Source organism: Phytobacter ursingii, assembly GCF_001022135.1.
GTDB classification, from domain to species: Bacteria; Pseudomonadota; Gammaproteobacteria; order Enterobacterales; family Enterobacteriaceae; genus Phytobacter; species Phytobacter ursingii.
In genome coordinates this window covers 42,918-56,915 of sequence record NZ_CP011601.1, presented here as the reverse complement: position 1 = coordinate 56,915, position 13,998 = coordinate 42,918, and the positions used below count along the sequence as shown (strand labels likewise).

Sequence of the window (13,998 nt, the reverse complement as noted above, 5' to 3'; positions counted from 1 at the left end):
CTGTCAGAGCACCAGCTGGATTTCTGGTGGAGGAGGGGGAAGGGTATCAGTTCCGTTATTAATCCCCGCGCTTGTGCTGCCGGAAGACACGCTGGCCGATACCCATTTAAAGAAACCTGCAAACGCGGTTGAATCTAGCGTCTCCAGAGACACAACCTTATCGGTGAGCTGTTTTAAGTGCTCATGGCCTGCTTTAGGACCAACGGCGCAGGCAATGATGGATCCGAATCCCCGGCCGCGAATCGCTTTTACCGCTTCACCGTACGCCAGGGCATCAGAAGGGGTTCCATCAGTCATCAGGAATACCAGAGGACGCCAGTCTCCTTTGGTATCACCATCTGAGCGACGTACATCCCGTTCAACACACTGCATCAGACATTCAAGGGCAGCACCGGTGAACGTCCCGCCTGCGCTTGGCACAACGATGTCAGAAAACTGGAAGTCTTCCAGCGGCGTGAGAGGAATGAACTCACGCGCCTCATTGTCATAGGTGATAATGGAGATATGAACGCTTTCGAGGGCGTAGGGATCCTGGCGAAGAGCGCTAAGCATCGCCTGAATTCCAACGTTAACGGAATGGATTGACTCACCGCGCATCGAGCCGGATGTGTCGATAACAAGGTAAACAGGCAGGCGGCGCATCACATGTAATTCCTCAGGTGCGAGACAAACGAATCTGATTCTGAAGGCTCACCAATTGCCCTGAGTTTCCAGCCTGTAGCCTCGCGTATCAGCTCGGCAAAGACCATGGAGCGCTGGCTGGCGAAGGCGGGTCCGCCAGAAAGATCGAATCGTGCCATTTCAATATTACGGGCATCTACTGCCCGGATGAAGGCATTCTGAACTTTACCAAAGTGCTGCTGGAGCTTTTCACCATTGTAGATCTGAACGATGAACACAATTTTCTCGTACTGAGCGTCAAGGGAATTCAGGCGCACAATAATTTGCTCATCGTCACCGTCACCGGCTCCGGTTCGGTTATCGCCCGTCAGCCAGATATTGCCTGACTTATGGCGAAGGCTGTTGAAAAAGATGATATCGCCATTCACAAGCGTTGGTTTACCATTTTCCACATTGCCGAGATCGGTCACCTTTCCGGCTGAATTACACAGGAAAGCGATCACATCAAGGTCGTATTCTTCTTCTTTTTTACCAAAGATCCCGCCGAGAAAACCTTTCTTTTCCTCATTAATATCCCAACCGAGGCCGATAGTAACGGACGAGAGATCGTATTCATTTTTTTTCAGGCTTACGCCCTGGCCTTTGCTCAGACTGACAGACATGATATCCCCTTAATCAATAAAATTATAAGACCACATTTACTTCTGGCGGCGGCGGTGGCAGGTCTTCAAGACCGATCACTTCTTTTTTGCTGGACTCCACTTTCTGACTGCCTACCGAAATGCTCGCACTGACCCATTTAAAGAAAGCTTTAATCGTCGAACTGTCAGCTGTATCGAGCTGAACCACGATTTCAGTGATTTCTTTGAGGACGCTGGTATCGGCATCATGCCCGGCTGCACATGCCACAACAACGCCGGTTCTGGCCGCTTTAAAGTCATTCAGGCCTTTACGCCAGTCATCATTCGGACTTCCATCCGTCATCAGGAATACAAGGGGACGCCAGTCACCTTTAGTGTCAGCCGTCGTTTTCTGTACTTCTTTGGCAATGGAGCTGGCCGTGAGGGAAAGCGCTTCGCCAAGAGACGTGGTGCCGCTGGCTGTTAGTGCTGGCATCTGGAAACTCAGGAGGTCTGTCAGGGGGACTGCCTGTCGGGCTGAAGAATCAAAGGTGATCACTGACACGTGAGCCGTTTCGAGTGCATACGGATCCTGTTTCAGCGTGGTAAGCAGCGTCTGAACGCCATTTTTAACCGCTTCGATAGGCTCTCCGTGCATAGAGCCGGACGTGTCGAGTAGCAGATATACGGGTAAGCGTCTCAAATGTAATTCCTTCTTAAGAGATCGGAAGAGGAGAGTAGTTTCAGGAAGAGGCCAGGGTTTGTTGATTTGATAAAACGGCACGACATCTGTCGGGTGGAGATTAAATACTCAGAAGCGGCATTAAAGAAATAAGTTAACCACCATAGAATTACCGACATGTGAATGGCCTCTTATCAACAGAAAAATAATTCAGACCGGACTGGAATATAAGATTTCTGAAAAAACTCGGACAAATAAACTGTCTTATGTATGAAATTCATCATACATCACAGATCTGCATGAATGGAGTGTAAAACGCCCAAAGATTGATGTGTAGCACAAGAGGATGTCAAGACACCAGGTTTTGTAGTCAGTAAGGCGCTGCTGGCATTGCGGGAGGAGAATAGATCAAAACTACGTCACGCCAATACAGAGGTAAAATATGACAAAACCGGGGTTTTCACCCCGGTCTGAGATTTAGCGTCAGGACTTTTTAGCGCTGTATTCTTTTATCAGTTCGTCAACGGAGTGCAGAGCCAGCTTCTCTACCGCTTCACTTCGGGTCGAGCCACTCAGCGCAGCCAGACGGTCAATTTTTCTTAAGATCCGCATGCGTAGCGATAAGGACACGGCTGTTTTTTTATCCTTATCGAGTACGACCTTCCCTGTAGACTCACCGGTTTTCAGTTCAGCATTCTGTGCGAGCGCTTCATTCATCCGGCGAAGGGTCTTTTTATCCAGCTGGCCCGGATTAACGAGATGGTAGGAATGACCTGCCTTGCTGTATTTGATCTCCGCAGAATATGACTCGCGTAGCTCTTTGAGGGCCCGGGTTAATGTCGGCTCTGAGCATTCCAGACTGGTTATAATGTCGGCAGCGGAAACGGGCTTGCCGGTGCCCAGTAAGTTGGCAAGCTTAAAAATCCGGGCCTGTCTGGTATTTAATTGCATCGTAAGATTTAGCCTGCTTAAAGGGTTAGTGGTTCAATAGGCTGAAAAATGAAGGTACTGCTCATCTTTCGAATAACCGGGTGATCGCCTAACGCTTCAACCGGATCAATGTGTTCTATGCCTGCAAAATTTACTGACGACATCTGGCTGCGAGTGCATTTGCAGGACAGGATATACTCATCCTCCAGATAGCCGGTCCGCTTACTGACCCGTTGCGTAAAGCCTGACACAATCACGTTGTCGAAAGGTAGCGTATGTAAAACGATACCGACCAGGCGGAACAAGCAGCCATGGACGTGGCGGGCATAGTTTTCGCGTACGGCTTTTTGCGTCATGGCTTTTTCCGTCAGCTCCGTGCCCCGGGCATTAACGCCGTAAATCTTATCAGGGAAATCTTCAATCTCAGCTAAATCAACGTCCAGCAGGACTGCTGATAGCTCCGGCTTTACTTCAAATGCAACAATCGTTTCACGCGGCCATTCAGTTTCTGCCAGCACACCCGCCAGGTATGATTCGAAAAACGCGGCGTCTGTCCGGAACTGCTGCCGGGCATCTGCCTGAGCCGTGGCGAGCCGTTTTTCATGTTCTTCTGCTTCAAACTTCCAGTTTGCATACTGTTCGGCCCAGGCCGTCCGTTGTTGCTGGTACCGGTGCTGTCGAAGGGTATTCTCACGCTCCACATCAATCAGCTCCTGCTGCCACCGGCGAAGATTTTCGGCGTGGCGCTCAGCTTTAGCTGATTCCGATTCAAACCATTTACCCAGAAAACTAATGCCTTCGCTCTCGGCAGGCTTTTCCGGCAATGCAAGGTAGTCTGGCTTTTCTGGACGCACCGGTGCCGGAACCTGAAAAGGCGACGTTCTGTTATGCAGGTATACTGCTTCCAGCTCTGCCCAGCTGATGCCTGTTTTTGGATCCGGCGTCAGCTCGTGAATATTACGGATTGCGGTTACCGCTGACATGAGTTCAGCGGCTTCCTGCTCAAGCGCCTGTCTGAGCCCCGGGTCGGTTGCCGTCCGGTTTCCACCTCCGGAACGCGCGGCCCGGTCAAGCCGGGTACGGTAACTCAGCCCGGTACCGGGCAAGCCCAGATTGGCATAGGTCCCCCGGCTACCAAAAGAAACGGAAGCACCTCTCGGCCCGACACTCAGGCTCGGTGCACCGTTACTCAGGTTGAGGCGAACGCCAGGAATAATGTTGATCGACTTTCTGAACCTGAACCCCATTATGATTTCCTTAATGATGCTGGGTCACGGTAAGTAATCTGATTCCATCAGCGCTTTGCTCGTTCTGTAACCCATAAAAACGAGCTCTGTCCAGAATGCCAGCCGCCCAGCGGCGATGTGTGGCGGGTTCACACATTGCTCCCTGCGACTTAAACACGGCCTGGGTAGAGTTCAGGATCCGCAGAGCGTCAGAATACTCACCCTGAGTGACCATCAGCGCGTTTTGAATGACCTCTATCTGACCCGGGTGAATGGCCGTTTTCCCAACAAGCCCATGTGCCATATCAAGAGCCAGCTCTCTGGCCATAACGGCATGATCGTCAATATGCTCACATACGGGCGCGGTCAGGGCAAAATCACGCGGGCCGAAGACTGAAACGAGCATTTTGATGACGTAGCCCATCGGGCTGTCATACAGCGTCAGGTCCCGGGGGCGGCGAAGCGACACAACGTTCATAAGATCGTTGCCGCCGATTCGAAGCGCAATAATGCGGTCGTGGCAGGGATGTTCCACCAGGCGAGTGGCCAGCTCGCGCATCTGAACCACGTCAAAGACGTCTTCTGTTTCCAGCGTTGGCATCATGCACAGGTGAGTCCCGCCCATGATATCCCACCATTCAGCTAACGAACTGAGGGTAAATTTCGGCAACACAAACCCATCGACAGCGGAAAGATCATAATGCGCTTTTAACCATCTGCCCATTTCGGCATGCCGAGGGCGAATGAACACCAGAGGCCAGTCATTTTTACCCAGGCTACGCATGCTGTTACTGAGCTCGTGCAGCAGGTGCTCCAGATTTTTGAGGGCGATGGGGATGTCTGCTTCACTGACAGCATCCTCCAGGCAAATCACCAGAGAGCGCAAACCCGGGATTTTCCCGTGCAGGACGGCATCAGCAATATCTTCCCGTGTTGCAGGCATGTATAGCGTGGCTCCCAGATTCCAGGGAGAAAGACGATTTTTCATCAGAGTACCTTCTTGATAATGGTTACAGCCCGATACTGGCCGAGGGTTCCCCCCATTTCTGTAACAACTATTCCCTTTTCACGAGCAAGCCCTACAAGCAAGGCAACGTCCGGGTCGTCAATAGAACGCACAAATACATGGTCCGGTACCCGACGTAATACAGCCCGGGTTGCTTCAGCAATACCGGGTTTAATACGATTGACGCTGTCCACTTTAAATTCATCGGCCAGGAACGCGATAACGTCGCGACTTGTCTGCCATAAGACCCGGGCTGACTCCATATTCCAGCTCAGGGTAGCGAGGGATGACGGGGTTAACTTCTTACGGAAATGGGCGACGGTATCGACAAGCATCCGGCTGCATTCGAATTCACTGAGATGCTCGCAAACCATGCACCCATGTAATCCTTCAGAGGACCATACTGACCGGGAGATCAGGCCTGATACCGGCGCACCCATGATGCCAAAAGGAATGAGCCAGTCATCATCACTGGCTGCAAGCCAGGAGCAGCCACAGGGATCGGCCAGGACAACCAGTCGCGGCTGCTCAGGATAGCCCGGGCGATCTTTCAGTGCGCGTACAAGCTCTCCGGTAATTGCGCCTTTACCTGTCCATCCGTCAACAAAGACAATACCGCTGGTACCATGGCGCTCTTCAATGACGTCGAGGGCTGCACCGTCAATTCCACGATCCCGGATAATGCTGATACCGTAATGCCATGAGGTTTTCCCCATGTCACGCAGGGCCTGGTGCAGCATAACGCCGAGCGGCACGCCAGCTCTGACGAGACTGGCCAGTACAATGGGCTCATCACCGAAGCGTTCGGCCAGAGCAATAGCGAGCTGTGTGACTTCTTTTGCAAGTCTCTCTGCGCCCCGATCCAGCGCCCGGTGAAACAAATCAAGATGCCATTGTGTTGGCGCTGGCTCCTGACTGAGCATGTCCGAATAATGTTTCTTCCCTGACTGAATCAGCTCTTCTTTTTGCTCAACCGGCGTCATCTCAATGACTACCGGCTTTAGCAGAAATTCCACGTCACCGGGCTGGTATGAGCCGGTAAATGTGTCATGTGGCTGCATTTTAATTTTCTCCAAAAATTCGCTGTGAAATGGCATCTGCAAACTGACTCTGACGCGGGATGCCAAACCAGCTGCACAGTTTCATAAAACGATGATCGCTCAGGCTGTCGCCCAGACCAATTACGGGGAAGACTCCGCGTTCAGCCCGAAGTTTTTCAAGAAGCCATCTGACTGCCAGCCCTTTCTCAACCGCGGTGGGAAGCCAGGCCACGTTATTACTGTTGCGGTGGATGTAGAAGCCCTCGGTCGGAAACACCGTTTCTATCTCATCTGCAATGGCATTGAGCTCGTCAAGGCGGGTGCTGTCGCGGTGCTTCATCACCATATAAACCGCCGTTTCACCGTATTCGAAGTTCAGCCTTGCCCAGGCATTGATCCCTTTTGCGTCCATCATTTCAGTGATCAGACGCTGCATCGATGTCAGCTTTTCCTGATAGGGAGCCAGCTGGCCGAGCATATGGGCCTTCCACTCCTCGTCGGGTTTGCCTTCTGGCGTGAGAATGACGGCCCCGTGAGTGGTGATTGCCCAGGAGTGGAAAGGGATCCGTACGCGGCTGATTTCTTCAGTTCCCCGTGCGGTAACGGGTATGAGTTCAGCCTGCTCCAGGAGCCAGTCCACCAACATGGACTGTTCTTCCGTCATAAAGCTTCGTGGATTCAGGGTGCGATCAACGGCACCGGTACGGAATGGCTCCAGGGCCAGCTCGTCCACCATTTTACGACGGGTCTGAAAGAGCGTGTCGTCAAGGTCGCTCAGAACAACGGGTTTATTCATAGGTAACAATCTCCACGACGGCCGCAACCTCAGCCAGCGCTTTAAGAAGCTGCGTGTCAATACTTTCTGCGGGTGTCTCAGTACACACAAGAATGCGGTCAAACTGCTGGTGGGCGACGTTATAGACAAAATTGGGGATGCCCAGCCCGTAGTTATCCGTAAAGGAAATGGCGGACTCAATGGCATAACCAACGGCGATAGGGGAGCGGGTGGTCGATCCATAAAATGCCTGTGCTCCGGCAGCTTCGAGCCGTTCAGCAAGCAGGAACGGCTCCCAGACGAATTCCCCGGTCCCGAGAACCAGAATACGTTCCCCCTTGTGGACGGAGACCTCATGGCCGAGATCGGCCGCAGGTGCGAGCATCCCCAGTCGGCCCCAGGACTGTTTTCCCTGGATGTCCCATTCTCCTCGTGAAGTTACGTTGACTTTCGGCATGTCCGGGACAGGTGCATCAGGTAATGGGGTCCATCCCCACTTACCGCTTACAAGAGAAACCGAAGTGACTGGTAAGGTGCTGCGCTCGGACAAGGCTTTGCCACTCCAGTCGGTAAGCGTAACGGCTATAACCTGTTCAATATGTTGAAGCTTGCCGGTATTACGCAGGGCTGAAAGCAGGTTAATAAAGGTATTACCGGTGGTTGCCTCGTCATCAATCAAAACCAGCGTTCGTGCGTTGGTAACACGACGTCTTTTCTCTTCATCATCTGGCAGATAGATCAGATGATCGGTGGCGTGGCTGTGTTCTTCCTTGAACTCGCAAAGCAACGTGCCATCAACCGGGTGACGGGTAGAGGTCAGATAGACAGATTCAGGATGCTGGTGGCGCACTTCATCAAATACACCGGCCCCAAGCCCAACGGCGGTTTCAGCCATACCGATAAACAGTACGGGTCCTGTCAGTGTCGAGGGGAACTGGCTGGCAAGCTGTCTGTAGGCCTGCCGCATGACTGAGGGTGGCACGGGAATGTGCCTGCCGAGTACTTTGCTGACAAACAGAAAGGCGCGTTTCGGGTTACGTCTTTCAGCGATGTCAAACAGGTCATCGAGCGAAACTTCACCCTGGTCGCGGGTTACCTGAATCGTACCGCATGAGAGGGTACGGCGATAAATCATATCTTCGAGGATATCAGACATAAATACGCCTTAATTCAGAAGGTTAGAGAGTGATTCCGGGTATGCAATTACATCCGTAATGGATCTCACCGCAACCGGAGAAAAGGTGTTTTTAGCGCTCTGGCGCACCATATCTTCAGACATCAGACCGAGCTTAAAGGCAGCAAATAACCCAGGAAGGTTCACCCCGCTGTGAAGGGTATAACCCACCCCCCCTGACGGACGCATGTTGGTTTCAAGCAGCACCGGGTTGCCATTCACATCGTTTCGCGTCTGAACATTCACCAGCCCGTCGGCCTTCATAACCCTGGCGCAGTCACACGCCAGTTCCCAGGCGCTTCCTTCGTTTACCAGATACTGGATAACCCCTTCCTTACGGCGTCCCACGGCTGCGAGTATTTCGCCCTTATCCGCGAGGATATCGACGGAAAATTCCGGGCCTGGCAGGTACGGCATCAAAACAAGGGGTTTAAACGACTCAGCAGCTGATGCTGCTGCAATATACTGTTGCGGACTGACCAGACGATGTTCGGGATGATTAAAGACGGCCATAGGCGAAGCACTGTCATCAAAGCGCCAGAATCCCATGCCATAGATACCCGTCACCGGCTTCACGCATACCGGGCTGTCAGTGAACGGCGGGGCCGCGAGGTGTGTTTTTAATTCTGCCAGCGTATTCACCCGCCAGGATGGTACGACCGGGAGACCCTTTTGCTCCATAAACTGAGCAAAAGTAACTTTTTCGTCAGCCAGAGTTAACCAGTCGACGCCCGTTGCACCGGTAGTAAGGGTGGCACCGGTCGATTCAATGGCTGAACGGTGTTCTTCAAACCACTGGCTGTTACGGCCAGTATGAATATGGTGGATGCCGTAGGACTGAATGGTTTCCTGGATAAACTGAAGACGTTTTTGAGGATCTTCAGGTTCAGTCAAAGAATAGTCGGCAACGGAAAGGATTTCATTTCTTTCGTTACGGTGGGAGGCAAAAACGGTAATGGCAAAATTATTTTTTTTTGCAAATGATTTTACCCCCTGAATAATATCTCGCTGGGAGGATAAACCTTCCATAAACCAAATTTTCTTGTTCATTTTTTTTAATTATCCGGAACGCCATGCAAATTTATGATTGAGAAGTGAGTCTATGAGTGTCTAAGCTACATGTCAATCATAATATGATTAATAACTCCTGTGGTTATGGAGTGCGTCAGGTTTTTTGGATTCCTGATAACACATTGATATTTAAATTAAACTTAGAAAATTAACACCCTGAAAAGGATTTCTTTTTGTGTTTTTACAGAAAACTACCAAAATTTCCCTTGTCAGAGAACTTCATCATGATATGATTTTCTTCGTCAGTTACTAAATATACCTTTGATTGTCTCGGTCATTACCATTTTAAGGAATAAAACATGGTTTCATTAGTTAAGAACCAGACGGTATCACTCAGCAAAGAATCATCTGCATTAAGCCAGCTTCATTTCGGTCTCGGTTGGGATCCGGTTAAGAAAAAAGGTCTTCTTGGAGGATTGTTTGGAGGCAACGACTCAATCGATCTCGATGCTGGCTGCGTATTAATGGACAGCACCGGTAAAACAATTGACACCATCTGGTTCCGCAAACTGGAATCCACCTGCGGCGCTGTTGTGCACAGTGGCGATAACCTGACCGGTGAAGGTGACGGTGACGATGAGGTGATTAATGTCAACCTCTCCCGACTGCCTGCAAACGTTGAATACCTGGCGTTTACGGTAAACAGCTTCCGTGGTCAGTCGTTCAATGACGTCGAAAACGCGTTCTGCCGCGTTGTCGATCAAACCGGCAAAGAGCTGGCTCGCTACAAGCTGACTGAGCAGGGCTCACATACCGGGATCGTTATTTCTTCGCTGCGCCGTAATAACGGCAACTGGGACTTTACCGCCCTTGGCCATGCCTGTCGCGGCCGCACAATTGACGATATGCACTCCGATATCGTTTCAGCGGTTATTCGCTAATGAACCTGACGCCGGGGGGCAATGCCCCCGTTCCAGCCCAGGAGTTGCGGGTCCGGATCACCTCGGGCGGCCAGGTGGATGCTTCGGCGTTTCGCCTGTATGCCGACGGGAAGGTGCAGGGTGATGCGGACATGGTGTTTTATGGTCAGCCACGTAACGATGATGGTACCGTCAGCCTGGTCAGTGAAGGCCAGTACTCAACCTTTACTGTCGCGCTCAACCGGCTGAAACCTGATGTCCAGAAAATTGCGTTCACCGTGACCTGTGACGGTGGGCAGACGGTGTCCGGTCTTCGTAATCTTTCCATCGACGTGGAGCAAGGGGCTACCGGCCTGGTTAGCGGCAGTGTCGAACTGAGCGGCCGTCAGGAAGCAGCCTTAATTCTGGGTGAATTTTACCGTCGTAATAATGACTGGAAATTCCGCTTCGTTGCGCAGGGGTTCAACGGTGGACTTAAACCGCTGGCAGAGCATTTCGGCGTAAATATTGCCGACGAACCGGCTCCCGCAGCCCCGACTCCTCCGGTTGTAACCCCTCCGCCAGTTGAGACAAAAATCAGCCTGAGCAAGGTATCGCTGACAAAAGAGAAGCCTGCAATCAGCCTGACCAAACGGGATAACTTCGGTGAAATCCGGATCAACCTGAACTGGCACCGGGGCAGCGGCAAATCAGGCTTTGCAGGCATGTTCGGCTCCAAAGGAATCGACCTGGATCTGGGGGCCTTTGTTGAGCTTCAGGACGGGTATAAATCGGTCATTCAGGCGCTCGGTAATGCATTCGGTGATTATCGCGATGAACCGTATGTTCAGCTCAAGGGCGATGACCGGACGGGTGATGTATCAGACGGCGAGTGGCTGCATATCAATGGACGTGAATGGAAGCATATCCGCGAAGTGCTGATTTACGCCTTTATTTATGAAGGTGTTCCCAGCTGGGACAAGACTGATGGTGTGGTCACCATTCATGTGCCGGATCAACCGCCCATTGAGACCCGCCTGACCGAAGGTGAAAACCGTCGCACATTGTGCGCCATTGCCAGACTCGTAAACGAAAACGGCGCAATTAAAGTCGAGCGAATTAACCAGTACTTCAAAGGCCAGGACGAAATGGACCGGGCATTTGGCTGGGGATTTCGCTGGAGCGCCGGTTCTAAATAACACAGCAACAAAGGAAACAGGTATGAGCTTTTTCGACAAAGTTAAAGGTGCCATTAACTCAGGCCGTGACGAACTGACCCGCCAGGTTGGCCGTTTCAAAAACAAAAAATTCATGCAGGGCACCGTTGCTGTATGTGCCCGTATTGCCGTATCGAGTGACGGCGTAAGTTCGGAAGAAAAGCAGAAAATGATGGGCTTTCTGCGCTCTTCAGAAGAGCTGAAGGTCTTCGATACCAATGAGGTGATTGAGTTCTTCAATAAACTGGTTTCAAGCTTCGATTTCGATGTTGAAATCGGCAAGGGCGAAACCATGAAATACATCCTGGCGCTGAAAGATCAGCCTGAGGCCGCTCAGCTGGCCTTACGTGTTGGTATTGCCGTTGCGAAAAGTGACGGTAACTTCGATCAGGACGAGAAACTGGCCTCCCGCGAGATCGCTATCGCGTTGGGCTTCGACCCGGCTGAATTTGGCCTCTGATCCACATCCCTAAGGGTAAAATATGGTTTCCACACACATCGGCTTCCCGACTGAAACGGTCATTGTTTTTATTGCGCTTTCAGTCGGTGCCATCTTTATTGACCTGTTTATGCACCGTGATGACAAGCCTATTTCGCTGAAGAGTGCGGCGCTCTGGTCCGTATTCTGGGTTGTGGTTGCGATGGCATTTGCCGGTTTCCTCTATATCCACCACGGTGCTGAGGTTGCCAGTCTGTTTGTCACGGGTTATGCGCTGGAGAAAGTGCTGTCGGTCGATAACCTGTTCGTCATGATGGCCATCTTCTCCTGGTTCGCCGTTCCGGATCGTTATCGCCACCGTGTTCTCTACTGGGGGATCATTGGTGCCATTGTCTTCAGGGGCATCTTTGTCGCCATCGGTACGAGCCTGCTGAGTCTGGGGCCGTATGTTGAAGTTGTCTTCGCTATTATCGTTGCCTGGACAGCGGTCATGATGCTTAAAAGCGGTGATGACGATGATGAAATTGAGGATTACTCCCAGCATCTGGCTTACCGCATGGTTAAACGCTTCTTCCCTATCTGGCCGAAGCTCAGAGGGCATGCCTTCCTGCTTAACCAGAAGGAAGTGGATGCTGAACTGGCGAAACCAGAAAACAGCGATGTCACCATTGGCCGTGGTAAAAAAGCGGCGCTGTATGCGACCCCGCTGTTCCTGTGTGTGGCTGTGGTTGAACTCTCGGACGTAATGTTCGCGTTTGACTCGGTACCGGCAATCATTGCCGTCAGTCGTGAACCGCTTATCGTCTATAGTGCCATGATGTTTGCTATCCTGGGCCTGCGTACTCTGTACTTTGTCCTTGAGGCACTGAAACAGTACCTGGTTCATCTGGAGAAGGCCGTTATCGTGCTGCTGTTCTTCATCGCGGCAAAACTCGGCCTGAATGCGACCGATCACATCTGGCATCATGGTTACAGCATCGCGGCAACAACCAGCCTGTATGTTGTACTGGGTGTACTGGCGCTGGGCATTCTCGCAAGCGTCATGTTCCCGGGCAAACCTGAATCTGAGGAAAAGGGGAGTTAATCCCCTTAAGTGTTAACCTGAACAATTACTAATCGAAGAGGTTATTTTATGAGTGTTTCTCTTTCCAAAGGCGGGAACGTCTCCCTAAGTAAAGCAGCTCCGTCAATGAAAAACGTCCTGGTGGGCCTTGGCTGGGATGCGCGTTCAACAGACGGTCAGGACTTTGACCTGGATGCTTCAGCATTCCTGCTGGCCTCAAACGGCAAAGTGCGCGGCGATTCAGATTTCATCTTCTATAACAACCTGACGTCATCCGACGGTTCCGTAACGCACACCGGCGATAACCGCACCGGTGAGGGCGATGGTGATGATGAATCGCTGAAAATTAAACTGGACGCCGTCCCGTCTGAAGTTGACAAGATCATCTTCGTTGTGACCATCCACGATGCTCAGGCTCGTCGCCAGAGCTTTGGTCAGGTATCCGGTGCGTTTATTCGTCTGGTTAATGACGATAACCAGACTGAAGTTGCTCGCTACGATCTGACCGAAGATGCGTCCACTGAGACTGCCATGCTGTTCGGCGAGCTGTATCGCCACAATGGTGAGTGGAAATTCCGCGCAGTAGGTCAGGGTTATGCTGGTGGTCTGGCATCTGTATGTGCTCAGTACGGCATTAACGCGTCCTGATCAAAAAGTAACTTTTCTACCCGGGGCTGTTAATGCAGCCCTCATTCAACTGTTTGCAGGAGCTAAAAATGGCAGTTTCTCTCGTAAAAGGCGGCAATGTATCTCTGACCAAAGAAGCACCAACCATGAATGTTGCTATGGTTGGCCTAGGCTGGGATGCCCGTGTAACCGATGGTCAGGGTTTTGACCTGGACGCTTCCGTGTTCGCAGTAGGCGAAGACGGTAAAGTGTTGTCAGATGCGCATTTCATTTTCTTCAATAACAAAACCAGCCCTGATGGCGCGGTAGAGCACCAGGGCGACAACCGTACCGGTGAAGGCGACGGCGACGATGAGCAGGTCAAAATCGATCTGACCAAAGTCTCAGCAGATATCAAAAAACTGGTGTTTGCCGTTACCATCTATGATGCAGAAGCGCGTAAACAAAACTTCGGCATGGTGAGCAACAGCTTCATGCGCGTTTACAACAACGACAACGGCACGGAAATTGCCCGTTTCGATCTGTCTGAAGATGCCTCAACCGAAACCGCTATGGTCTTCGGTGAACTGTATCGTCATGGCGCTGAGTGGAAGTTTAAAGCTGTCGGTCAGGGCTTTGCCGGTGGCCTGGCGGCTCTTGCCTCCCAGCACGGCGTTAACATCTAAAAT

Annotated in this window: 16 protein-coding genes; 6 read left to right on the top strand and 10 right to left on the bottom strand. The window is 51.6% G+C overall.

The features are described 5' to 3' along the window. Positions 1-3: 3 nt before the first annotated feature. The 10 genes from AB182_RS02220 to AB182_RS02175 form a co-directional block, all read right to left on the bottom strand. A complete protein-coding gene (locus tag AB182_RS02220; RefSeq protein ID WP_001253658.1) occupies positions 4-642 on the bottom strand; it encodes a vWA domain-containing protein in 639 nt (212 codons plus the stop codon). Then, positions 642-1,283: a TerD family protein gene (locus tag AB182_RS02215; protein ID WP_000116681.1), complete on the bottom strand. Its 642-nt coding sequence runs from the start codon at positions 1,281-1,283 to the stop codon at positions 642-644. Before AB182_RS02215 ends, AB182_RS02220 begins: the two co-directional genes overlap by 1 nt. A gap of 22 nt (positions 1,284-1,305) precedes the next feature. Continuing rightward, positions 1,306-1,944, bottom strand: coding sequence for a vWA domain-containing protein (locus tag AB182_RS02210; protein ID WP_001253657.1), 639 nt, complete (start codon positions 1,942-1,944; stop codon positions 1,306-1,308). A 462-nt stretch (positions 1,945-2,406) separates the two neighbouring features. Further along, the gene (terW, locus tag AB182_RS02205) at positions 2,407-2,874 is read right to left on the bottom strand and encodes a tellurium resistance protein TerW (protein WP_001176767.1); all 468 of its coding nucleotides are present in this window, start codon (positions 2,872-2,874) and stop codon (positions 2,407-2,409) included. Between the two features lie 17 nt (positions 2,875-2,891). Next, complete coding sequence (locus tag AB182_RS02200) at positions 2,892-4,100, bottom strand: DUF4236 domain-containing protein (protein ID WP_011152964.1); 1,209 nt, start codon at positions 4,098-4,100, stop codon at positions 2,892-2,894. 10 nt (positions 4,101-4,110) lie between these two features. Then, positions 4,111-5,067 carry an HpcH/HpaI aldolase/citrate lyase family protein gene (locus AB182_RS02195; protein WP_011152965.1) on the bottom strand — a complete coding sequence of 319 codons (957 nt, stop codon included), beginning with the start codon at positions 5,065-5,067 and terminating at the stop codon, positions 4,111-4,113. After that, positions 5,067-6,146, bottom strand: coding sequence for a cysteine protease StiP family protein (locus AB182_RS02190; RefSeq protein ID WP_001585166.1), 1,080 nt, complete (start codon positions 6,144-6,146; stop codon positions 5,067-5,069). Before AB182_RS02190 ends, AB182_RS02195 begins: the two co-directional genes overlap by 1 nt. Before the next feature lies 1 nt (position 6,147). Then, positions 6,148-6,921 (bottom strand): HAD family hydrolase, encoded by a 774-nt coding sequence (locus AB182_RS02185; protein WP_001040058.1) that lies wholly within the window; start codon positions 6,919-6,921, stop codon positions 6,148-6,150. Further along, a complete protein-coding gene (locus AB182_RS02180) occupies positions 6,914-8,056 on the bottom strand; it encodes a phosphoribosyltransferase domain-containing protein (protein ID WP_001280115.1) in 1,143 nt (380 codons plus the stop codon). Before AB182_RS02180 ends, AB182_RS02185 begins: the two co-directional genes overlap by 8 nt. A gap of 9 nt (positions 8,057-8,065) precedes the next feature. Then, on the bottom strand, positions 8,066-9,124 hold the full coding sequence (locus tag AB182_RS02175) for an ATP-grasp domain-containing protein (protein WP_012695441.1): 1,059 nt from the start codon (positions 9,122-9,124) through the stop codon (positions 8,066-8,068). Between the two features lie 320 nt (positions 9,125-9,444). Between AB182_RS02175 and AB182_RS02170 the strand changes: the two genes are divergently transcribed. The 6 genes from AB182_RS02170 to AB182_RS02145 all read left to right on the top strand — a co-directional run bounded on the left by AB182_RS02170 (position 9,445) and on the right by AB182_RS02145 (position 13,995). Beyond that, the gene (locus AB182_RS02170) at positions 9,445-10,026 is read left to right on the top strand and encodes a tellurium resistance-associated protein TerZ (protein WP_000254137.1); all 582 of its coding nucleotides are present in this window, start codon (positions 9,445-9,447) and stop codon (positions 10,024-10,026) included. Beyond that, entirely contained in the window at positions 10,026-11,183 is a 1,158-nt protein-coding gene (locus AB182_RS02165; RefSeq protein ID WP_001054786.1) for a TerD family protein, read from the top strand. The genes AB182_RS02170 and AB182_RS02165 overlap by 1 nt, the downstream gene beginning before the upstream one ends. 22 nt (positions 11,184-11,205) lie before the next feature. Beyond that, entirely contained in the window at positions 11,206-11,661 is a 456-nt protein-coding gene (locus AB182_RS02160) for a tellurite resistance TerB family protein (protein ID WP_000007449.1), read from the top strand. 22 nt (positions 11,662-11,683) lie between these two features. Then, on the top strand, positions 11,684-12,724 hold the full coding sequence (gene terC, locus AB182_RS02155; RefSeq protein WP_000255079.1) for a tellurium resistance membrane protein TerC: 1,041 nt from the start codon (positions 11,684-11,686) through the stop codon (positions 12,722-12,724). A 48-nt stretch (positions 12,725-12,772) separates the two neighbouring features. Beyond that, positions 12,773-13,351: a tellurium resistance membrane protein TerD gene (terD, locus tag AB182_RS02150; protein WP_000116680.1), complete on the top strand. Its 579-nt coding sequence runs from the start codon at positions 12,773-12,775 to the stop codon at positions 13,349-13,351. A gap of 68 nt (positions 13,352-13,419) precedes the next feature. Further along, positions 13,420-13,995, top strand: coding sequence for a TerD family protein (locus AB182_RS02145; protein WP_000301247.1), 576 nt, complete (start codon positions 13,420-13,422; stop codon positions 13,993-13,995). Positions 13,996-13,998 lie beyond the last annotated feature (3 nt).